Genomic DNA, 22,021 nt, shown 5'->3' with positions numbered 1-22,021 from the left:
GGCTTTAGGGAGTTAGCTATTAGTAATTAGGCGTTAGGATCATTAGAATATTCTGTCGTAAAGCGTATCTTGAAGTGCGAATTAATATACCGACGAGCCAAAGAGCTAATAGCGGTACCGCTCCGGCGTACCGGCCGCCCGGCCAACTGCCAGAAGCCAATAGCTTATCAAAGTCTGTCAATCAGCATCCCCCCATCCACACCGATCACCTGGCCGGTAGAGTAGGGGAAGTCACCTCGGGTAAGCGACGCGACGGCTTTTCCAACATCCTCAGGCGTACCCCACCGTGGCTGCAACGCCATACCGTTTTCGAACAGCGCATCATATTTGCCCTGTACTTTGGAAGTCATATCCGTGGCAATAACACCCGGACGGATCTCGAAAACAGGAATACTGTATTCAGCCATACGAACGGCGAAAAGTGCACTCGTCATTGCCAGTCCAGCTTTTGAAACACAATATTCGCCCCGGTTAATAGAAACGACCGTAGCCGAAATGGACGTAACAAAAATGATCGTTGCCTCAAAAGCGTGGTTGTTCTGCTTGGCATGAGCCATTTTGCGGGCAATGCTTTGGGTAAAGAAAAAAGGCCCTTCCAGGTTCGTAGTCAACACTTCCTGATAATTTTCAGGTGTAGTTTCCAGTAAATCCATTCGCTCCCTTGGTGCTATCCCGGCATTGTTGACCAACAGATTGATCTGCCCAAAAACGCTGTATGCTTTCTCAATGATTCTTTCGCGGTCTTCGGCCGAAGCGATACTTCCCTGACAATAAACCACCTCTGCACCAAGCTGACGAAGTTCTTCCAAAGCTTCGGAGGTATTTTCTTCGTCACGTACGCCGTTGATGGCCAGGTTGTAACCTTCTTTTGCCAGTGCTTTGGCAATGCCAAAACCGATTCCGCGACTTCCTCCGGTGATAAGCGCTGTCTTTTTCATAAAATGATTTTAAGTGATTTATGAAAAGACTTTTATAATTCGTCAATGGTTACCCACTGGCGTTTTTCCCAGCTTTCGATACCTTTTTCAGCCAGCTGAACGCCGCGTGCGCCAGCTTTGAGGTCCCACGGGAAAGGTGTATCTTTTACAACGTGTTTAAGGAATAGCTCCCATTGCGTTTTAAAAGCATTGTCGAAATTCTCCTGTTCCGGTACCTTCGACCAGCCTTCGAAAAATGGAATGGGCTGGGCAATATCCGGATTCCATACCGGTTTAGGCGTATTGCCATAATGCTGGGTATAACACTCGCGTAAACCTGCCACGGCCGAGCCTTTTGTGCCGTCTACCTGCAATGTCAGCAAATCGTCGCGACGAACACGTACCGTCCAGGATGAATTGAATTGTGCAATAACATCGTCTTCCAGCTCGAAAGTGGCATAACAGGCGTCGTCTGCGGTACAGTTGTAAGCCTTTCCGTTTTCGTCAATTCTTTCCGGGATATGGGTTGCGCCCAGACAAGAAACCGCTTTTACTTTTCCAAAAAGATTGTCCAGCACATAACGCCAGTGACAAAGCATATCGACGATAATGCCGCCGTCATCTTCCTTACGGTAATTCCATGACGGACGCTGCGCCGGAACCGAATGACCTTCGAAAACCCAGTAACCGAATTCCCCGCGAACGGAAAGAATTTTTCCGAAAAAGCCGTTTTCCATCAATCGCTTTAATTTAAGCATACCCGGAAGCCATAACTTATCCTGAACCACGCCATTTTTTAGTCCGGCTGCCGTAGCCAGTTCGTATAATTCCAGTGCTTCTTCGGTTGTCGTGCCGGTTGGCTTTTCACAGTAAATATGTTTACCTGCGAGAATAGCTTTTTTTACTGCCGGAGCTCTGCGGCCGGTAACCTGTGCATCGAAATAAATCTGATAATGAGGATCGGCTAAAACAGAATCCAGATCCGTTGTGAATTTTGTGATATTGGATTGTTTTCCCAATGCTTCGAGCTTAGCCAGGTTGCGGCCAACCAGGATGGGATCGGGCATAATGATTTCATCAGCTGAAATTTTAACACCACCTTGTTCAATAATTGCTTTGATGGAACGAAGCAAATGCTGGTTAGTTCCCATACGGCCCGTTACGCCGTTCATGATAATGCCAATGGTATGAGTCGTCATGTTTTAGGTTTTAGTGGTTGGCTATTAGCTTTTAGCTTATAGATAATTCAGATTTTTTGAAGCTTGTGCTTTTATTAAACATGTTGAACAAAAGCGTCCGTAATTTCTTTCAGGAAAATATCCTGATCTTTTGCCCAGTGAATGTTGGAGAAAATCTCAACCTCGCAGAAACCGTTAAAACCGGTAGATTCCACCCAGCCTCGGATTTTTTTGAGGTCAATACAGCCTTCTCCCATCAGCCCGCGGTCGTTTAACAGATCTATGGTATTTACTTTCCAGTCGCAAACGTGGTAGGCAAAAAGATTTCCGTTGGCTCCGCAGCGAATTATTTCTTTTTCCAGATCCTGGTCCCACCATAAATGATAAACATCCACGGCAACACCCACATAATCCGATCTGAAAAATTCTGCCATATCGTTGGCCTGTCCAAGTGTATTGATCGCAGAACGGTCCGCGGCGTACATCGGGTGCAAGGGCTCTATGGCAAGTTTTACGTTAAGTTTTTCAGCCAATGGTAAAATGGCTTCAATCCCTTCGCGGATCTGATTTCTGGAAACATCCAGCGATTGGTCAGGAGATGCCCCGCAAACCAGCACGATCATCGGTGCACCCAAAGTTGCGGCTTCTTCAAGTAACTTTTTATTGTGATCAATCGCTTGTGCACGTCCGGCACTGCTGGTATGGGGGAAAAAGCCGCCACGGACATAAGAAACAATTTCAAGCCCGGCCCCGCGGATGATTTCTCCGGCACGACGGGGGCCAATTCCCTCGGTCGCATTCTGCCAGACGCTGATCCCTTTAACCCCGGCAGCCGCATATTTCTCAACCGCCTCCGGTAATGCCCACGGTTTGGTAGTAATGGTATGAATACAGCAGCGATCGAGAGACATTTTTTAATGGTTAATGGTAAATTATTAATGGTTAATGACGGCGCGAGAGGGTAATTATTAATTGTTAATTGTTAATTGTTAATGATTGGTTTGGTCGTTGGTGTCATTGTGTATTGACCGTTGCTTTGACCACTGACCATAAATGGTTGGTTAACCATCTCCGTTGTTCCAGTCATTAACCCTTAACAATTAATAATTAACCATTATTTCTCGCTGCCCCCAGGTATGTGTAATACGGTAAGCCCTTGTTGATTCTGTGCAGATACAGGGCTACTTCACGGGCGTGATAGTCTCCCCACATGCTGGATTCGCCGTTGGGTACCTTTTGTCCTGCCGGAATATTATCCCAGCCATTTGGGCGGTGATAAACCGAATGCAGGATGAGTCCCTGATGCGTTGGATTGGTCGATAAATAAGGTTCTTCAAACAGGGTATTTAACGTTGTAAGTCCTGCCTGCCAGTATTTATTTCCTTCTTCTGTTGCATTTTTGTCATTCAAATATTTTCCCAATCGTAATAATCCCTGCGCACCAATGGCGGCCGCGGAGCTGTCGATCGGTTCAAAATCGTTATAGGGGTCGGATGTACGGCTTGTGTAATCACCCAATTTGTAAAGCTCGGGAGCTCCCGTATCCCAGTAAGGAATTCCGTCGGCAGCGGTGTTCGTGATATAAAAGTCGCAGGTTGCTTTGGCTGCTTTCAAATATATTTCCTCAATCAGCTGGCGGCCTCCCAGAGGTGCCAGTTCATCATCCGAGAATAAAGGAAGTGATTCAAGCTGCTCGGCAAATCCTGTCATGGCCCATGCAAGTCCGCGGGTCCAGGTTGTAAACCCTGAAAAACCCTGTTGCGAGTTCGGGCAGCGGAAATTTCCGTCGTTGGTGTTAAACACGCTTTCATGCGCGGTTCTTCCCCATAAATCATAACTGTCACGGCCTTCTCCGTAAAAGACAGAATATTTTGCCGTCGCCAGGGAATGATAAGTCCCTCTTTCAAGCAAACTGGTTTTGACGTCATTTTCACCCATGAGTCCATGTCCCAGCAGATGTGAAACCACAAGGGCACGAACGGAACGGATGGTATCCACAAATAGGGAATGAGGACCGTTGAAAGAGTGTATGTAACCCTGGCCGTCGCTGGTGTTGGTCCAGCGTTTTGCCTGTACCGCGCCTGAGATTTTCAGTGCAAGTTCGTAAAAATCCCGCTCCCATTTATTTTCGGCGATGCGGCCCTCGTTCATCAACCGCAGCAGGTTTCCATAAGTACTTACATTATTGAATCCGTGGTCATGAACCCCGAAATGTCCGACGTGCGATGCCATGTAATCGACTGTATTTTTTCGGGCTTTTTCCAAAAAGGATTCGTCGCCAGTGACATCGAATTGAAGAACTTCGGCACCATACTGAAATCCCTGTGTCCATTCAGTCCATCCGCGGGTGGTATACTTCCCGTTGACGGTAAAAACAGGAGAACCTTTCGAGGTGTCGTACTCTTTTGAAATAAGGTTAATTTTTTCAGCGGAAAGTTGCCACAACCGATCTATTTTCGGTTGAAGCGATGCTGCGGACAGGTCGTTACGAATCTCCATGATCTGATATCAAAAGTATTATTTAGCCTTTTTATTTTAGGATAATACAAAGATATGTTTCAGGAGATGTGTCGGCAAGGTACATTTTTGTTAAAAAATGGTACTTTTCCGAACATGTTCACGGTATTCATTTGGTGTCAGTCCGGATTTTCGTTTGAAGATCCGTCCAAAGTAGGACGGATCGTCCATATGGATGTGGTAGGCAATTTCCTTGCTGCTGAGGTTGGTGAAAACCAGCAGTCGTTTGGCTTCCAAAAGCAGTTTATCCAGAATGTATTCCTGCGTTTGCACGCCAAGGAATCGTTTTACAATCTTGCTCAGATAGTCGGGAGAGACATTCAGGATGGTAGCATACTGTTGTACTTCGTGCATTTCCCTGAAATTTTTCTCCACCAGTTCCTGAAAACGCCCGACCATTTCGGGTATGGAAGAGCTCGCGTTGGCTGTGGTATGTACTGTATTTTGGTTAATGATGGCACATTTTTGCAGGAGCAGACCCAGGTACTGCCCAAGCATATTCTGGTCGGTATCCGGGCCCAGATGGTCTTCTACCATGTTTTCCAGAATGTTGTGAAAATAGTGACGTTCCGTTTCCGTTAACCTGAGAACCGGCTGTCGTTTGTTAATCTGGAAAAATGGAAAATGAGATAAGGAAGGACTGGTGGGGTTGTAAAAAGTATAAAAATCTTCTGAAAAGGCCACAATAAATCCCTGGCATGGCGCTGCAAAAGTGAGCAGATGTACCTGGCCGGGTGTGATAAAGTGCATCCCGGTGCCCTGCATGGTATAGGAATGGAAATCAATCTCGTGAAAGCCCTGTCCTTCCTCGATAAAAAGAATTTCGTAATAGGTATGACGATGTGGCGTGTCCGTCGGAAGAGGGGTTATTGGCAAAGCTTCCGGTGCTTGCGCCGTGATTTCGTTGCTGTTTTTAAATCTGTAAATTTTGAGTGCCGGAACCGGACTTTGCGACTTTGGAAGCGAATGAACTGGTATGGCATCAGACATGAAAGTACGCTATTTGGTTTTTCTTAAATTGGCTATTTTTCTAAAAAGCCATAAGATCAGCAGAACTACCAGCACCATGGCGATTATTGGCAAAAAAATAGCCAGTCCTGATAACCCAAAAGAGGCAACATTTTCAGCGGTAGACACCACTGGATTTCCTAATCCTGCTGTTGTTTTTGACGATAATAACCGCAGCAGACCCGTACCCACCTGAACCATGCCCGCCGTTCCGCCGCCCAGAATAAGTCCCAGGCCCCATTGCAGCACGGGATTGTCGATCTGTATGAAGGAGGTGGATAACAAAGTACCGGCGATGATTGCGGCTGGTGTAGCAATGGTATCAAGCAGATTATCGATAAAAGGGACATAATAACCTCCGATTTCTGCGATGGTTGCTGTGAGTAATGCAAAAAATGCAGGCCAGGTCGCCAGCCAGGCAAAACTTTCAGCCGGTGATATCCAGCCGCTCATGGCGGCAATATTGGCAATGAGCATCGGGAGAAATACCCTGAAACCACTGCTTGCGCTGAGACCTAATCCGAGGCAGATACTAAGAAAAACTTCCATGGTCGTAGTGGTTTTAAATCATGATTTCAGAGGAAGACAATGAAGAAAGTTAGACAAAAAAATGAATTCTTCGTTTCTTTGGTGACGAATTTTACTTTTTCGTTGTTGATCAGTAGATATAAGTTAATGCGCTGAGTTTAATAAGCATGCTTGCAGGGCTCAGTTTAAAACAGCAAGAAAACCAGAACAAACAACCACCAGTCTGTGAATCAGGAAACCAAAAGCGGCCAGATATTTGATCTTCCCACCCTTAAACGTTTATATACGTTCGTTAGGCCTTACCAGAAGCAGTTTTATTTGTTGATCGCTATCATCATGATCAATGCTGTGCTGGCACCTTTGACACCACTTTTGATTAAATATACGATTGACAAACCTATCGCGGAGGGGAATTATAACCAGCTGGCTTTAATGCTGGTTGTTATGGTCGTGGTGTTGATTGTTCAGGGATTTGTGCAGTTCTGGAATACCTACATGGCCGGGTGGCTCGGACAATACATCATTCGTGATATCAGGGTGCAGCTTTATGAAAAGATTATCGGTTTACGGCTGAAATTCTTCGATAATACGCCGATTGGCCGTTTGGTTACCCGGACGATTTCCGACGTAGAAACGCTGTCGAATGTGTTTAGTGACGGTATGGCGGCCATTGCCGGTGATATTCTTCAACTCGTTTTGATCATTGGCGTGATGTTTTATACGGATTGGAAATTGTCAATCATCAGCCTTTCCATGATTCCGTTGATGCTGTTTTGTACCTATGTTTTTAAAGAGAAAATCAAGGATGCTTTCAACGAAGTCCGTGCCGCCGTTTCCAACCTGAATTCTTTTGTTCAGGAGCATATCACGGGTATGAGCATCGTGCAGATTTTCAGCAGTGAAGATATTGAATACAAGAAGTTTGAAGAAATAAACAAGGTACACCGGGATGCCAATATCAGGTCGATTTTGTACTATTCGATATACTTTCCGGTGGCGGACGTCATCTCTGCGGCGGGTACCGGTTTGGTGGTCTGGTATGGTTCAAAACAGATTTTAAATGCCGAAGTAACCTTTGGTACGGTGACGGCATTTGTAATGTTTATCAACTTGTTTTTCAGGCCGATACGCCAGCTGGCCGATCGTTTCAACACCTTGCAGATGGGTATTGTCAGCACCGACCGGATATTGACGCTGCTTGACAGTGACGAATTTACATCCAATGACGGAACTTATGTGCCCGAGAAAATTGGTGGAGAAGTAGAATTTAAAGACGTATGGTTTGCTTACAACGATGAAGATTATGTTTTGAAAAACATTAATTTCAAGGTGAATGAGGGCGAAACCATTGCTTTTGTCGGTGCTACCGGAGCTGGTAAGTCATCGATTATAAATCTGTTAAGCCGTTTTTACGACATCAACAAAGGGAAAATATTTATTGACGGAAGAGAGGTTCACGAGTATGAACTTACGGCGCTGAGGAGAAATATCGGTGTGGTTTTACAGGATGTCTTCCTGTTTTCTGATACGATTGAAAACAATATTCGCTTGGGTGATGATACGATAACACATGACAAGATCGTAGAAGCGGCCAAACTGGTTGGTGTTCATGACTTTATAGAAAGACTTCCGGGGGGATATACCTACAATGTAATGGAGCGTGGCGCGACTTTGTCCGTAGGCCAGCGTCAGCTGATTTCGTTTGTAAGGGCGATGGTTCATAATCCAAAAATAATCGTGCTCGACGAAGCCACTTCGTCTGTTGACAGCGAAACAGAAGAACTCATCCAGAAAGCGATTGAAAAGCTGATGAAGGGCAGAACCGCGATCGTAATTGCGCACCGTTTATCGACAATCCAGGAAGCCAACAAGATTATCGTGGTTGACAAAGGAGAAATTATGGAAGAAGGAAACCACGAACAACTACTTGAAAAAGAAGGTTTCTACGCCAATTTGTACCGGATGCAGTATAAAGAGGTTTTGAAGATTGGGTAGGGGATTCTCTTTTATAAGGCCCGGTGTTAACGACACTGACTTTTTTAATCGGATTTGGAATAAGCTTTGGTTGCAGATCATTTATTCTGTAAAATTGAGGCGGATTTCCGGGCTTGACGTGTTTGGAGATCATTCCAAATCAAACGTAAAATCATGGAAAAATATCCAATTCGTTTAACTGTTATTTTGAGCCTGTTTTTATTTACGGTTGCGCGTGCAATAGCTATCGTGGCTTATGAGGATTTTCATATATCATTGAGGGTTTTCTTTACGGGACCACTATTCTTCTATGTCTGTATGACATTGTGTTTTGGCATAACATTGTGGACAGGTTACAAACGCTCTCGGATACCGAGATAAATATTGCCTCTCACACACTTGTTATCAGACAACAACCATGGAACTTAAAAATCCTTACACACGACTATTCTTTTTCTCTGTCTTATTCCTGTTAGAAGCCGGAATTTTAATATACTATCTACGCAAGGATATACATTATTCTTCCTGGGCTGATTTCTTTACAGGAAAAGTTTTTTTGAATGCTATTCTTGTACTTAGTTTTTCAGTCCAGACTTGGCGGGCTTATCGGGCGACAAAAAAGGGAGGAGAGGAAGCAGAAAAATAGAATTGGATTAAAAGCAAAGGCGCAGAGATCAATTTCTCCGCGCCTTTACATTTTTATAACTTACTAATTCCTTTTTCCGGTATCCAGCGGAATCGGCGGGGGACCTATCAAAAAGTCGTCATCAGCGTTTTTGGTGCCGGAACTATCACTGCCTACGTCAAGCGAATCGCTCTGACTTGGCTGGTAATAGGTTGGGCAATTATATTCTTTGCTGATCTTGAAACTTGGTTTCGGGAAAGGTCCGGGCTCTATACCTATGGATTTATCACGATAGATTTTTTCAAGGAAACTGCCGACGATAGGGAGGGCTGTCTTGGCCCCTTCCCCGAGATTGGTTGTCCGGAAGTGAATACTTCTGTCGTCACCGCCAACCCAGGCACCAATGACGAGGTCGCGTGTGATACACATGAACCATCCATCCGAATTGTTGGATGTGGTTCCTGTTTTACCGCCAATCTCGTTATTATTTTTAGCCACATCGAATCTCCAACGGATACTTCCGGATGTTCCACCTGGCTCTTCCACGCCGCCTTTTAGCATGTGAACCATCAGGAATGCAGATTCAGGACTGATAGCCTGTCGTGGTTCCGGTGCAAATTCCTGAATGATTTTACCTTTTTGGTCTTCAATTTTTGTTACCAAAATGGGTTCTGTGTATTGTCCATTGTTGACAAAAACGCTGTACGCTGCCACCATATCATAAAGGGTTACGTCAAAAGGTCCAAGGCCTATGGACGGAACCGCCTTCAAAGGCGTCGTAATACCCATTTTTTTGGCGTAACGAACAACATCGGCAGCACCGACATCTTCGGTCAGCTGTGCCGTAACCGAATTCACCGATTGAGCCAGCGCGCGGCGAAGGGTCATGTTTGAATACGTGAAATACCCCGTGGCATTTTTTGGTTTCCACTCTTTTTCCACGCCATCTTCCATGTAGGTCTTCTCAAAAGGCTTATCCTCGATCTGGTCGCAAGGCGTCATGTTGTACGTGGAATCGTCGATCGCTGTGGTATAAACAAAAGGTTTGAATGTTGATCCCGGCTGACGTCGGCCCTGTTTTACGTGATCATATTTAAAATAATTATAGTCCAGACCACCAACCCAGGCTTTAATCTGCCCGTTATGAGGATCCATGGCCATCATCCCCGCACGCAAAATGCGTTTATAATAATCAAGCGAGTCCATCGAACTCCAGTATTTCGTTATCTCGCCGCTGGTTTTCCAGTCGTAAACGGTCATGCTGTCCTTCTTGGTAAGATAATAGGACACGCTGTCAGGGCTGTTTGGGAATTTGGCAATCAGCGACTTGTATCTGCTGGTACGTTTGATAACCGTCTCCAGGAAATTAGGAATCTCGTCACCGTTCTCATCGATCCACGGATTTTGTTTACCCCAATGGTCTTCAAAAACGCGTTGGAGCTGCTTCATGCGCTGGGTCATGGCTTCTTCCGCTTTTTCCTGCATACGGGAATCGATGGTGGTGTAAATTTTCAAACCATCCGTATAAAGGTCATACCCATTTTCATCACCCCATTTTTTTACAAAATCAACTACTGCATTTTTGAAATAATTGGCATTGCCATCGTAAGGCGTTTCAAATTTCGTTTTCAGTTCAATCGGTAATGCGCTGATGGAGTCTGCCTGTTTTGCTGAAAGATAACCGTATTTCTGCATTTGCCCGATCACTACGTTTCTGCGTTCCAGCGAACGTTTGATGTTTCGTACCGGGTTATAGGTCGTGGTCGCTTTTTGCAAACCGACCAGTACCGCTGCTTCCTGCACGTTCAGACTGTCCGGTGTTTTGCTGAAATACGATTTGGCAGCGGTGTTAATTCCGTAAGTATTGTTACCGTAGTCCACTGTATTGAAGTACATCGTCAGAATTTCCTGTTTCGTGAAATTCCTTTCCAGCTTAATCGCCGTTAACCATTCCTTGGTTTTATAGATCAGCGTGCTAACGCCGGGAACATACCCCAATAGGCCACGTGCGTCTCTCTTTCTTGTTTTAAAAAGTTTTTTTGCCAGCTGCTGCGTTACGGTACTTCCCCCTCCGCGGTCCGTTTCACCACTTACAATTCCAACAGCAACACCGGCCATAGCGCGGTAGTCGATCCCGGAGTGTTCATAAAAACGAATATCTTCCGTGGCAATAAGTGCTTTGACGAGGTTGGGGGAAATTTTTTCGTAGGGAACCGGCGTCCTGTTTTCGGTATAAAACTTACCGATCATGACACCGTCGGAAGTATAAATTTCAGACGACTGAGAAACTTTCGGGTTTTGAAGATCTTCCACACTTGGCATGCTGCCCATCAGCCAGAGAAAATTAGTTTCCACGCAGAAAATGTAGAAAAACGCTCCTATAAATCCGTATAAAAATAATTTCCAGGTGAAGACTACCGGCTTATAAAAAGCGGAGTTTTTATCAAGTTTTCGGTCCCACCATGCGTTGTAAGCAGCTCGTTTTTCGTGGATTGCAGCGATATAGGCATCCGTTTTCGCTTTGCCGACAAAGAAGGCGCAAAGTTTGTAAACGGAGCTGCTGATGATTGTTTTAAGCTGTGTTCCAATGAATTGAAACAATGCTTTTAATTTATTGTAGAAGGTTTTGATAACTTCCATCAAACGTTAAGGTTCATAAGGGTGTCAAAGATAAGAAAAGCCGGACATATCTCTGTATGTCCGGCTTTTCGATCAGCTCATACTACGCCGTTTTGTTAAATTTTAATGCCAGGCCATTCATGCAGTAACGCAATCCTGTTGGTTTGGGTCCATCGTTGAAAACGTGTCCCAAATGGCCTCCGCATTTCCGGCATACGACTTCTGTGCGGATCATACCATGGGCTTTGTCAACAATCTCTTCCACACTTTGCTCCCCGATTGGCGTATAAAAACTTGGCCATCCTGATCCGGAATCATATTTGGTTTCAGAGCTGAACAAAGGCGTATCACAGGCTGCGCATACATAAATGCCTTCATCTTTGTTGTCGTTCAAAGGGCTCGAATACGGTCGTTCTGTTCCTTTTTCACGCAAGATAAAACACTGCATTCCGGTCAGCTCTTTTTGCCATTCCTCCTCTGTTTTTTCTATCTCTCTCATCCTATTGGTTTGAAGTTGATGTTGTTCGTTATGCTAATTACCAAAATTGTGGTGTATTCACTACTAAGAACGATCAGCGTCTGCTGAAAATTCGCCTTAACCAGGAATTTTCCGGTGGCCAGCATTTATTACCGATATCCGGCGGTTTGCGGAACAAGCCGGCTGATATACCAAAATACAAATTGAAAGATTTCGGATTCCCGATGTTCAATAAACCGGTGATATGATCAGTTCCAATCCAGAACGGTCCTGCACGTCCGGCAAGCCCTATGGCCGGCGAACTGTACCGGTTCATGATCGAAACCGGTACAGAAACTTCATACCATTTATGCTCATACCGCGGCGTTACCGACAGCATGGATTCGCTTTTCATTCCAAAGGCACTCTGTGGAATGAGATTTTGCACCCATAAAGCATTTACATAAACTTTGGGGCGCACATTGTAGTCGACACTTGCCTGGAAAGCCATCGGCAATACGGAGTAGAAATGTGCGGCCTGAGATCCCGAAACACCGAAAGCCTTGTTGACTGCATCAAAAGCCCCTTCTGATCCTTTCAGCTTTTGGAAATCATCGTACCGTAATATTTTATTGGAGGTAACCACTTCCTGTTGCAGCAGGTATGTCGGATTTTTGAAATGAACCCGTCCGACATCGGTTAACGAAACCGCCACCCGATAGAGATATTTGTTTTTGCTGGCGTCTTTTAACCTTACACCTTTTTCGGTGTAGGAGTATTTATGGACATCAGGACGATATTCGTAAACCGCGCCAAGGTCAAACCCCCAGCCACTACCGGCAGGTGCATTACCTAATAGCCACGAAACGTTCGGTTTAATATTTTGAAAAGCTTCGTCTCGCGTTATTCCATATTTTACATCGATCTGGTCACCTACGATCATATGGCGCCTGTTTTGCCAGGCAGGATCAGGCTGTATCGAGTATGAGGAATTATTGATTTCCACATGTGCGTTGTAAAGGCCAATCAGCCTTTTAATAGTGACACCCACTTTCAGGAAGTCGGTTTCGTTATCCATCACTACGCCACCGACCGTCATCGCCAGTTCCCCCAGTGCATTTACATGAAGGCGTCCGGACTGGTTATCAAAATGCTGGCCCTGCAATTCTTCAAGCCTGGTCGTTTTGCTGATCAGCCGGGAAAGTGGTTCTGTAATGCCCGATGCATTTACATAATAACGGGCACGCGTTGAAAAACCGACACCTATTTTGTTTTTAAAAAGCCCGAACATGATGGATGGCAACCGGGTATCTCCGCCTGCATTCAGCCATTTGTCCCTGCCGTTCAGCCTTTCTTTCAGGTAAGCACGCGGAAACAAAACGGCTCCTTTATCATTCCGGTATTCAGAAGAGACCTGATTGGTGATCAGCCCCAAAAACGAATAAGGGGCGTTGTACCTGACGCCGCTGTTTGCAGTGTAAAGCTGTGAACCGACGAGGTTAACATATACACTGTAACGGGAGTCAGCAACAAACGCGGGATTATGATATAAGGCTTGTGTCCCGGAATAGTTGCCCATCGCAATTCCCTGAAGATGTTGCGCCAAGACAGTATTCGTTATTCCAAGTAATATCCCTCCAACAAGCAACCAATTTTTAGACATGTGGTTAAAACGGTAAACCTTCACTTTCATTATTCCCGGTACAAATTAAACATGAAGCGGACTGACATCCAACGTTTGTTTATTTAAGGGGAAAATAATAACCGTCCGGAAATGCTTGTGGCCTTTTTTTATGAATATATTGCATAAACCGGAAATCTTATTCAGCGGGAAATTGCATTATTCTTTTTTATAAGCATTTAACTGCTAAATAATTGATGTCAAATGTCGCCGCGCTTTTTAATAAATTAATTGACTTTTTATACTGCTCTATTGTATAAATGTTTTGCAAAGAGAAACATATACCATATATTGTTCTGTAAATAGTAGAAGTATACTTATTCAAATTTTGTATTGTATGAATTTTTCATTCTCTGATTATCAAAGCGAGGATTTCTTCGATGAGATGTTTACGCCCGATGGACAAATCCGTCCGGGATATGAACATCTAAAAAATAAATTTGAAAATTTAACCAACGAGGATCTTACCAACAGACAGCTTGCAACAGAACGGGCTTTGCTTTCGATGGGGATAACTTTCAATGTGTATTCGGAAGGGGAAGGTACAGAACGGATTATGCCGATAGATATCATACCGCGCGTACTTCCAAATGCAGAATGGGAATGGCTTGAAAAAGGGCTTAAACAACGTATCAAAGCGCTCAACATGTTTATCCATGACGTGTATAACGAGCAGAATATATTAAATGACGGTGTTGTACCAAGAGATCTGATTGAATCCAGCAAGTGTTTTCTTAAACCTTGTATTGGTCTCAATCCGCCGAAAGGCATTTGGTGCCATATCACCGGAACCGATTTAATTAAAGGAGACGACGGTAGTTTCATGGTTTTGGAAGACAATCTCCGTTGCCCGTCGGGGGTTTCCTACATGATTGAAAACCGTGAGCTATCCAAGCAGATTTTCCCGGATGTGCTGGCGCGCACCGGTGTGCGGCCGGTTTCGGATTATCCGACCAGGCTTTTGCAAATGCTTCAGCATTTGGCGGACAGGCCAAATCCGACGGTAGCTGTGCTGACGCCTGGAATTTACAACTCCGCGTATTTTGAGCATTCTTATCTGGCACAGCAAATGGGGGTTGAGCTTGTGGATGCCCGCGATCTTGTTGTTTCAGACGGTTATGTGAAGATGCGTACCACAAGCGGCCTTCAGATCGTCGATGTGATTTACCGCCGTATTGACGACACATTTCTGGATCCGGAAGCTTTTAATCTGGATTCACTCATTGGGATTCCGGGTATTTTTGAAGTGTATAAAAAAGGACGGGTTGCTTTGGCCAATGCGCCGGGAACGGGCGTGGCGGATGATAAAGTGGTTTACGCGTATGTACCGCGTATCATAGAGTATTATCTTAAGGAAGAAGCGATCATCCCGAATGTAAAAACATACATCTGCCGCGAACCGGAAGATTTTGAATATGTTTTGGAGAACATCCATGATCTGGTAGTGAAAGAGGCTAATGAGGCCGGTGGATATGGAATGATGATCGGGCCGAAAGCCACGCCGGAAGAACATGAGATTTTTAGACAAAAAATAAGGGACAATCCGCGTAACTATGTAGCGCAGCCAACCATTTCGCTATCAAGAGTACCTTGCATGGTGGATGGACATGCAGAAGGACGCCACGTTGACCTTCGTCCATATATCTTGTATGGTGACGAAATTAATGTGATTCCGGGCGGACTTACCCGCGTTGCACTGCGGAAGGGTTCTCTCGTTGTGAATTCGTCGCAGGGAGGCGGAGGGAAAGATACCTGGGTGCTTTATTAAGTACCGATCCGAAGTTTTTTGTGAGTCGTTTTGAAAAAATTGATGCCAGTGCAGGATTTCAGGGCACTGGCATCAATTTTTTAATGTTGGTTTTAAAGACAGCAAACGTTGTCTGAAACTTTATCAACTTAAATCAAAACGAGATGCAACGTGAAGTAGCCAGCTGGTACAGCCCGTCGCTTAATAAACAGATGGACATAGCGGTTTATGGCCATTATGGATTTGCTTTGTTATTAATTCCCACGGCGGCATCGGATTACCTCGAATATGAGCAAAACGGACTTATCGAAAGCATAGCCCCTTACATCAATTCGGGAAAGGTCAAGGTTTATTGCATCAACAGCATCAACGGGGAAAGCTGGCTCAACCCGCATATGCATGGGTATGACAAAGCGGTGCGCCACCAGCATTTTAACGATTATGTAATCCGCGAAGTGATTCCTTTTATAAAAGATACAACCAGTCAGAGAAATCAGATTATAACGGGTGGGGCCTCTCTTGGCGCTTTTCATGCGGCAAATTTATTTTTCCGTTATCCTGATTTTATCCACGGCGTGATTGCCATGAGCGGGTGTTATGATCTGAGCGCTTATACGGATGGTTATTATGATGACAATGTCTACTTTAATTCGCCAGTTCAATATCTGTCTCAACTAAAAGCCGAGTGGCAGTTGTCGCTTTATCGGGAAAGCAGGCATATTCACTTTGTTACAGGTTCGGGAGCTCATGAACATCCGGCGTGTTCCCGGCAGATATCTGATATTTTAAATGCTAAAAATGTACCCCACGAACTGGATATCTGGGGGGAAGATATACCCCATGACTGGTGGGCCTGGAAGAGAATGTTGCCTTATTACCTCGAAACAAGATTTTAAGAGAAAATCCGGTTTCCATTCTGAAAATTGATTTCAGCTGGAAAACCGGATTTTTATATGAATTAAATGTTGATCAGGCGCCTTCGAATTGTCTGAGGAACCTCACATCATTTTCTGTAAATAACCTTAAATCGCTGATTCCGTAACGTAGCATTGTAATACGTTCGATACCCATTCCAAATGCGAAACCGGTAAATTCTTCGCTGTCGATACCAGCATTTTCCAAAACAGCCGGATCCACCATTCCTGAACCTGCAATTTCTACCCAACCGGTATGTTTGCAAATATTACAGCCTTTTCCTTTACAGATAAAACAGCTCACATCGATTTCTGCACTTGGTTCTGTGAAAGGGAAATAAGAAGGACGCAGTCGGATCTTCGAATCTTTACCAAACATTTCTTTGGCAAAGTGAAGAAGTGTATCCTTTAAATCCTTGAAGCTAACGTTGCGGTCTACATAAAGGCCTTCTACCTGATGGAATACACAGTGCGCACGTGCCGAAATCGCTTCATTACGGAATACACGCCCGGGCATGATCGAACGGATCGGCGGTTTTTGCCTTTCCATCAGACGTACCTGAACATTGGAAGTATGCGTTCTCAGCAGCACATCATCTTTTACAGCGCCTTCACCTTTTGAAATAAAGAAAGTATCCTGCATTTCACGTGCCGGGTGGTTATCTGCGAAATTAAGTGCACCGAAATTGTACCAGTCCGTCTCGATTTCCGGTCCGTAAGAAACATTGAATCCCATACGTTCGAAAACCTCGATAATTCTGCGACGAACAATTGTCAGCGGATGGATACTACCCTGAAGATTAGGAGCGACCGGCAAAGTCAGGTCAATCTGACTACCTTCGTTATTATCTGCGACATCTTCAAGTTTTGTAGTGAAATCCTGAAAACGCGACTGTGCAAGGTTTTTTAATGTATTTAATTCCTGTCCAACAGCACGGCGATCTTCCTGAGGAATATTTTTAAGCCCGTCAAATAATTCGGTCACAACACCTTTCTTGCTAATGTAGCGTAGACGAAATGCTTCAAGTTGTTCTTTATTGTCAACCTGGCTTATTTCAATTTCTTGGAGTAATTCCTTTACCCGATCAGTAATCATAAATTTTATTGGTTGTAAAGAACCGTAATCGGATCCAGATTTCTGGCTGCCAACTGCCGTGTTCCAGTAATTTCTATTTCTTCTAAACCAGCTATCGAAGAGGCGATATCGGTGTAAAAACTGCTGCAAAGATAGATAAAGTTACGCGGCCTGAGAGGAGATTTTTTAAGACTCTAAAATTTAACCTCAAAAAGAGCCCGTTTTGACCGTTTTGGGCACTAGGTAAAATTACGTGTTTTGATAAGGTCAGTTACGTCATTTCACTTCTACGTATTCATTTAAGTTTCTTTAAATCAGATAATTACTGAAAAATACCTAATTGTGGGTACTTTATTTACATGAATATTCCTTCTACATTTGAATCATAAAACAACGTCAGAAAAACCAGCCCCAAAGCATTATGAAAACCTTAGGAAGCTTTACTCACCAAACATTGTCAGACAATTCATCAGCTGACAGAACAGTTCACATTTCAGTTCAGTCTATGGGCAGAACGATATTTCTTACTCCTGACATTATTACATTTTTGGAGGGAGAAGGAAACTATACCTTTATTTATACCAATGCAGGTAAAAGATATCTGGTTTCCAAAACACTGAAATCTCTTGCAGAGCTTTTGGCAAACAATTTTATCAGAGTTCACAAATCGTACCTGGTTAATTCAGACTACGTAGTAGAACGTATGGAAGATGATCGTATGTTAAAAATGGCCTGCGGCAAAGAGGTGATTGTATCCCGTAGAAAAATCAAAGAAATAACCGGCATTCTTGATCATACGAACCGTCGTATCAGTGCCTAACGAAACGCGCATTCTATCGATAAAAATATTTACTAGGTAAAAATTAGTGGGTTATTCATAAGGACAGCAGCCATCGCCAGATCGACGGCTGCATGTTTTGTTGTATACCGGCCAATTAGAAAAGTTTAAGTCCCAGCGTTACCTGCCATGAAGTTATTTTCTGGCGTACCGTTGCACTGCTTCCTTCAATGGGTTTGCCATTTAACTTAAAAGTGGCCAAATCAGTAAAAGTACCTTCCTTGCGGACATCGAGACTAAAACTTCCAAGATCCAGCCCGGCGCCAAATTGATAACCCACCACGGCATTTGATAGCGAGTTATCCCTGTTTGAGGAATACTGCTTGAAAGCATCGCTGAGTTTCTGGTTATCTCCGACGCGAAACGAGAATAATGGCCCGGCCAAAATCCGGATCGGCCCGCCCTTCAATCCGATCAGCAATGGCACGTCGATATTACTGTACTTGATTTTTACGCTTTGCGCAGTGGTAGATCCATCGGGGATGATGTTAAAAGATCCTCCTTTTGTAGAAACCAAAACCTCTGGCTGCACAAATATCGTGCGCCCAAACCTCATCCATGCACCTCCAACCCAGCCGGTTTTTGTGTCAAAACTTTGTTTAAGATTATCCCTGACTTCGGAACCGTCATATTTTAGATAGGCATTTCCGTTGTCGTCGTACCGGGTTGTCAATACATTACCCATTGTCAGGCGGGATAAATTGACACCGCCCTTTAACCCAAAAGCGAAACCTTTCGACTGAGCCTGGGCAGAAATTGCCGTGGTCAGGAATAAAAGGCCTGCAAAAATTGTTGTCTTGAATACGTTCATACGGAAAAATTGTTGATGACTAAATCCGATTGATAACGTGTGGAAATAAAAAACGGTACGTAAACCTACTGTTTTTTGATTTAACGTGAAAAAGGTTTGCATATTTGGCAAAAATTAAGAGACGATATCATAACACCTTATACGACAACAAACTAAGAGAAAACCCTTATGGCCAAAGCCAAAACAGCATATTTTTGTCAGGAGTGCGGATACAATTCACCCAAATGGGTGGGAAGATGTCCTTCTTGCGGCGAGTGGAATACGATGGTGCAGGAAGTGATTGAGAAAGAGGATAAAAAGACGACAGTTTCCTGGAAGGCCATTAACCTTGCCAGCAAACCGAAAGCAATTGCGGAGATCGAATACGCCAATGAACCGCGGATCATTACCGATGACGGGGAGTTGAACCGTGTTTTGGGAGGGGGAATTGTGCAGGGATCGCTGGTGCTGATCGGAGGGGAGCCGGGGATCGGAAAGTCGACGCTGATGCTGGAAATTGCACTGACACTTACCAAAAAGAAGGTTTTGTATGTCTCCGGGGAAGAATCGGAACAGCAGATTAAGATGCGGGCCGAGCGGATGTCGTCCAAAAGTGATAACTGTTTTATCCTCACGGAAACCCATACGACCAATATTTTTAGACAGATTGAAGATTTTCAGCCTGAAATCCTGATCATAGATTCGATCCAGACCATGCAGTCGGCATACATTGAATCGGGAGCCGGGAGTGTTTCGCAGGTGCGAGAATGTACCGCTGAATTTATGAAATATGCCAAGGAAACCGGTGTTCCGGTGTTCCTGATCGGGCATATTACCAAGGATGGCTCGTTGGCGGGACCAAAGGTATTGGAGCATATGGTCGATACGGTTTTGCAGTTTGAAGGAGACCGCCATACTACATACCGGATTCTAAGAACAGTGAAAAATCGATTTGGAAGTACTTCTGAACTAGGTATTTACGAAATGCATGCGGCCGGTTTACGCCAGGTTAGTAATCCGTCGGAAATACTTATTTCTCAGCGTGATGAACCGATCAGCGGGATTTCCATTGGCTCTATGATGGAAGGGAATCGTCCGCTTTTGATTGAAATTCAGTCGCTTGTCAGTGTTTCGACTTACGGAACCCCGCAAAGGAGCGGGACTGGTTTTGATGCAAAAAGATTACAAATGCTGTTGGCAGTTCTGGAAAAACGCGGAGGTTTCAGATTGGGCGTTCAGGATGTATTTTTAAATGTTGCAGGCGGATTACGTGTTGAAGACCCGGCTATTGACCTGTCCGTAGTAGCTTCGATTGTCTCTTCTTACGAAGATTCGTTTATTCCACCGTCGGTATGCTTCGCAGCAGAAGTCGGGCTTGGCGGTGAGGTACGTGCCGTAAATCGCATCGAAAGCAGAATTTCAGAAGCAGCAAAATTAGGTTTTAAGAAGATTTATATATCAAAATATAACGGAAAAGGTCTGGATTTTAAAGACGCGAAGATAGAAGTGGTAATGGTCGCGCATTTGGATCAGCTTTTTATGGAGTTGTTTTTGAATAAGTGAGGGAGATTTGCACGACGTTCCTGTGTTGTGGACAAGAATACCGTTTTCTATAAACAGGAATTTCCTGCGGAAATATGGTATTTACAATTTGCTGGAAAGTTTGAAAAAGGTTAAATATTGCCCATTGATGGGCATCAGTTTCTAGTCAATCGTTCTTGTTTTGAAATCTGGCTCTATCAGAATTTCCTGATTATTAACAGGAGGCTCCGATGGAGCCAGTTTCGCAATCTACATTATTTTCTATAAACAGGAATTTTCTCCGGAAATATGGTATTTGCAATTTGCTGGCAATTTTGACAGGGTTAACATTGCCTATTGATGGGCATCCTGTTTCTAGTCATTCGTTCTTGTTTTGAAATCTAAGTCCATCAGAGTTTCCTGATTGAAAATTTGCTAGTATTTTGCATAAAAATTCCGCAACCTATCTGTCAGCCGATCATAAATCGGTTTACTAAACTCGACGAAAAGCTGCTGGGGGTCCGGAGGTAATAATTCCTGGCTTTTGCACATTCTCAGTTGCGCAGCGGTGAGCGCTCGTTCGTCGCCATTGAAATTTGCCCATTCACAAACCCAATTGTATTCGCCGCTGAATTTTTCCTGATTGACCTGTTGTCTTGTTTTGAAATCTACAATGCGCATGTCCAGCAAGCCGCTGGAATGAACCGTTTTTCGGTTCTTTGTAAGTTTGGCCTTTACCTTGTCGTAAAACTCAACCTTTTTACGGTTCACGGTTTTCTCTCCAACCTTCACGCTGTCCTTGCTGGTCACTGTCTCGGTATTTTTTTCTATGAGTGTCTGCCCGACTACGAAATCGTCAAATTGAAGGGTGATAACATGGTCTGGTTTTAATTTGCTGTTGGTTGCCTCATCAGGCGTGTAGAACTGTACAAACTTGTTGATTCGCTGATTGGTTTTCAGGAAATCATTAATGCGGTCCTGAAAATAGGCGTTGCTGAGCTGATAAACTTTTGAAGTGACTAAAACCTGTTCAACCACAACTTTGAAAGACGCGATGTTGTAAGAAACATCCAATTTCCGTTGATTATCATTGTAATCAGGGGTAAGTTCGTTGACTCTTTCAAAATGATCGTAAGCTGTCCGCGCATTTTCCCGATCCCCGAGCGACAAAAATTTTACGCCTTCTTCATAATGCGTTTCAACGGCCTTTTGCTTTGTATTTCTTTCTTCCTCGTAATAACTCCGCGCACTTACTACTTTCATGCAAACAGAACAGGGTTTTACGGCGTCATAAAGTTTGTTCAGTTTTTGATAAGAAGCCATTAATAGCTCCCATTTCTGCAAATCAGGTGCTGTTTCGTTTCGTGTAATATCGTCCCGATGTTGGGCTACGGCGCTTGGGAAGGCTTGTTTTAGGATTTCCAGCGATGAACTGTGAGTTGGATTACTTTTTAGTTTGTCGGCTGCCCGAAAAACCGAATCATCAAAATCACCGCGTTTCAGCGATTTTTTTGCAGAATGACAGCCACTAAAAGCAATGGATAAGATCAGGAACAGATAGTATGCGGAAAGTTTATTCATAGAAATTATCCGTATAAACGGATGTAAAGGATTTAGATCCGTAAATTTCTA

At 44.1% G+C, this 22,021-nt stretch carries 17 protein-coding genes; 5 read left to right on the top strand and 12 right to left on the bottom strand.

Annotation, left to right across the window (positions count from 1 at the left end):
* Positions 1-167 precede the first annotated feature (167 nt).
* From M1L62_RS28615 to M1L62_RS28590, 6 genes are all read right to left on the bottom strand, one after another.
* Complete coding sequence (locus M1L62_RS28615) at positions 168-938, bottom strand: 3-ketoacyl-ACP reductase (protein WP_254563068.1); 771 nt, start codon at positions 936-938, stop codon at positions 168-170.
* 32 nt (positions 939-970) lie between these two features.
* A complete protein-coding gene (locus M1L62_RS28610) occupies positions 971-2,116 on the bottom strand; it encodes a Gfo/Idh/MocA family protein (RefSeq protein ID WP_254563067.1) in 1,146 nt (381 codons plus the stop codon).
* 74 nt (positions 2,117-2,190) lie between these two features.
* Complete coding sequence (locus M1L62_RS28605; RefSeq protein WP_254563066.1) at positions 2,191-3,006, bottom strand: sugar phosphate isomerase/epimerase family protein; 816 nt, start codon at positions 3,004-3,006, stop codon at positions 2,191-2,193.
* A 196-nt stretch (positions 3,007-3,202) separates the two neighbouring features.
* Positions 3,203-4,594, bottom strand: a complete 1,392-nt coding sequence (locus tag M1L62_RS28600; protein WP_254563065.1) for a glycosyl hydrolase — start codon at positions 4,592-4,594, stop codon at positions 3,203-3,205.
* 90 nt (positions 4,595-4,684) lie between these two features.
* Positions 4,685-5,602 carry a helix-turn-helix domain-containing protein gene (locus M1L62_RS28595; protein WP_254563064.1) on the bottom strand — a complete coding sequence of 306 codons (918 nt, stop codon included), beginning with the start codon at positions 5,600-5,602 and terminating at the stop codon, positions 4,685-4,687.
* 9 nt (positions 5,603-5,611) lie between these two features.
* Positions 5,612-6,169: a DUF4126 domain-containing protein gene (locus M1L62_RS28590; RefSeq protein WP_254563063.1), complete on the bottom strand. Its 558-nt coding sequence runs from the start codon at positions 6,167-6,169 to the stop codon at positions 5,612-5,614.
* Between the two features lie 204 nt (positions 6,170-6,373).
* Here M1L62_RS28590 and M1L62_RS28585 point away from each other — a divergent pair, with 204 nt between their 5' ends.
* Positions 6,374-8,143, top strand: a complete 1,770-nt coding sequence (locus M1L62_RS28585) for an ABC transporter ATP-binding protein (RefSeq protein ID WP_254563062.1) — start codon at positions 6,374-6,376, stop codon at positions 8,141-8,143.
* A 688-nt stretch (positions 8,144-8,831) separates the two neighbouring features.
* Here the strand turns inward: M1L62_RS28585 and M1L62_RS28580 are convergent.
* From M1L62_RS28580 to M1L62_RS28570, 3 genes are all read right to left on the bottom strand, one after another.
* Positions 8,832-11,387, bottom strand: coding sequence for a penicillin-binding protein 1A (locus M1L62_RS28580; protein ID WP_254563061.1), 2,556 nt, complete (start codon positions 11,385-11,387; stop codon positions 8,832-8,834).
* Between the two features lie 82 nt (positions 11,388-11,469).
* A complete protein-coding gene (gene msrB / locus M1L62_RS28575) occupies positions 11,470-11,865 on the bottom strand; it encodes a peptide-methionine (R)-S-oxide reductase MsrB (RefSeq protein ID WP_254563060.1) in 396 nt (131 codons plus the stop codon).
* Between the two features lie 73 nt (positions 11,866-11,938).
* The gene (locus M1L62_RS28570) at positions 11,939-13,486 is read right to left on the bottom strand and encodes a DUF5723 family protein (protein WP_254563059.1); all 1,548 of its coding nucleotides are present in this window, start codon (positions 13,484-13,486) and stop codon (positions 11,939-11,941) included.
* A gap of 355 nt (positions 13,487-13,841) precedes the next feature.
* On the opposite strand from M1L62_RS28570, the gene M1L62_RS28565 reads away from it, so the two are divergent.
* Together M1L62_RS28565 and M1L62_RS28560 are read left to right on the top strand one after the other, a co-directional pair.
* Entirely contained in the window at positions 13,842-15,272 is a 1,431-nt protein-coding gene (locus M1L62_RS28565; protein ID WP_254563058.1) for a circularly permuted type 2 ATP-grasp protein, read from the top strand.
* Positions 15,273-15,415: 143 nt separating this feature from the next.
* The gene (locus M1L62_RS28560; RefSeq protein WP_254563057.1) at positions 15,416-16,147 is read left to right on the top strand and encodes an esterase family protein; all 732 of its coding nucleotides are present in this window, start codon (positions 15,416-15,418) and stop codon (positions 16,145-16,147) included.
* Positions 16,148-16,220: 73 nt separating this feature from the next.
* On the opposite strand, the gene pheS is transcribed toward M1L62_RS28560, so the two are convergent.
* The gene (pheS, locus tag M1L62_RS28555) at positions 16,221-17,261 is read right to left on the bottom strand and encodes a phenylalanine--tRNA ligase subunit alpha (RefSeq protein WP_256527792.1); all 1,041 of its coding nucleotides are present in this window, start codon (positions 17,259-17,261) and stop codon (positions 16,221-16,223) included.
* A 484-nt stretch (positions 17,262-17,745) separates the two neighbouring features.
* Here pheS and M1L62_RS28550 point away from each other — a divergent pair, with 484 nt between their 5' ends.
* Positions 17,746-18,060 carry a LytR/AlgR family response regulator transcription factor gene (locus M1L62_RS28550; protein WP_254563056.1) on the top strand — a complete coding sequence of 105 codons (315 nt, stop codon included), beginning with the start codon at positions 17,746-17,748 and terminating at the stop codon, positions 18,058-18,060.
* Between the two features lie 115 nt (positions 18,061-18,175).
* Here the strand turns inward: M1L62_RS28550 and M1L62_RS28545 are convergent, their stop codons facing one another.
* Positions 18,176-18,889, bottom strand: coding sequence for a porin family protein (locus M1L62_RS28545; protein ID WP_254563055.1), 714 nt, complete (start codon positions 18,887-18,889; stop codon positions 18,176-18,178).
* Positions 18,890-19,057: 168 nt separating this feature from the next.
* Here M1L62_RS28545 and radA point away from each other — a divergent pair, with 168 nt between their 5' ends.
* Positions 19,058-20,431: a DNA repair protein RadA gene (gene radA, locus M1L62_RS28540; RefSeq protein ID WP_254563054.1), complete on the top strand. Its 1,374-nt coding sequence runs from the start codon at positions 19,058-19,060 to the stop codon at positions 20,429-20,431.
* A 393-nt stretch (positions 20,432-20,824) separates the two neighbouring features.
* On the opposite strand, the gene M1L62_RS28535 is transcribed toward radA, so the two are convergent.
* Entirely contained in the window at positions 20,825-21,970 is a 1,146-nt protein-coding gene (locus M1L62_RS28535) for a hypothetical protein (RefSeq protein ID WP_254563053.1), read from the bottom strand.
* Positions 21,971-22,021: the final 51 nt, after the last annotated feature.

This window comes from Dyadobacter diqingensis (genome assembly GCF_024220585.1).
Lineage (GTDB): Bacteria > Bacteroidota > Bacteroidia > Cytophagales > Spirosomataceae > Dyadobacter > Dyadobacter diqingensis.
Note: the sequence above shows the minus strand (reverse complement) of the source record. Positions and strands in the feature narration are given on the sequence as shown.

Bases quoted from the DNA above. Each gene is read 5' to 3' on its own strand.
- M1L62_RS28615 (WP_254563068.1), bottom strand. From the start codon at position 938: ATGAAAAAGACAGCGCTTATCACCGGAGGAAGTCGCGGAATCGGTTTT.
- M1L62_RS28610 (WP_254563067.1), bottom strand. From the start codon at position 2,116: ATGACGACTCATACCATTGGCATTATCATGAACGGCGTAACGGGCCGT.
- M1L62_RS28605 (WP_254563066.1), bottom strand. From the start codon at position 3,006: ATGTCTCTCGATCGCTGCTGTATTCATACCATTACTACCAAACCGTGG.
- M1L62_RS28600 (WP_254563065.1), bottom strand. From the start codon at position 4,594: ATGGAGATTCGTAACGACCTGTCCGCAGCATCGCTTCAACCGAAAATA.
- M1L62_RS28595 (WP_254563064.1), bottom strand. From the start codon at position 5,602: ATGTCTGATGCCATACCAGTTCATTCGCTTCCAAAGTCGCAAAGTCCG.
- M1L62_RS28590 (WP_254563063.1), bottom strand. From the start codon at position 6,169: ATGGAAGTTTTTCTTAGTATCTGCCTCGGATTAGGTCTCAGCGCAAGC.
- M1L62_RS28580 (WP_254563061.1), bottom strand. From the start codon at position 11,387: ATGGAAGTTATCAAAACCTTCTACAATAAATTAAAAGCATTGTTTCAA.
- msrB (WP_254563060.1), bottom strand. From the start codon at position 11,865: ATGAGAGAGATAGAAAAAACAGAGGAGGAATGGCAAAAAGAGCTGACC.
- M1L62_RS28570 (WP_254563059.1), bottom strand. From the start codon at position 13,486: ATGTCTAAAAATTGGTTGCTTGTTGGAGGGATATTACTTGGAATAACG.
- M1L62_RS28565 (WP_254563058.1), top strand. From the start codon at position 13,842: ATGAATTTTTCATTCTCTGATTATCAAAGCGAGGATTTCTTCGATGAG.
- M1L62_RS28560 (WP_254563057.1), top strand. From the start codon at position 15,416: ATGCAACGTGAAGTAGCCAGCTGGTACAGCCCGTCGCTTAATAAACAG.
- pheS (WP_256527792.1), bottom strand. From the start codon at position 17,261: ATGATTACTGATCGGGTAAAGGAATTACTCCAAGAAATTGAAATAAGC.
- M1L62_RS28550 (WP_254563056.1), top strand. From the start codon at position 17,746: ATGGGCAGAACGATATTTCTTACTCCTGACATTATTACATTTTTGGAG.
- M1L62_RS28545 (WP_254563055.1), bottom strand. From the start codon at position 18,889: ATGAACGTATTCAAGACAACAATTTTTGCAGGCCTTTTATTCCTGACC.
- radA (WP_254563054.1), top strand. From the start codon at position 19,058: ATGGCCAAAGCCAAAACAGCATATTTTTGTCAGGAGTGCGGATACAAT.
- M1L62_RS28535 (WP_254563053.1), bottom strand. From the start codon at position 21,970: ATGAATAAACTTTCCGCATACTATCTGTTCCTGATCTTATCCATTGCT.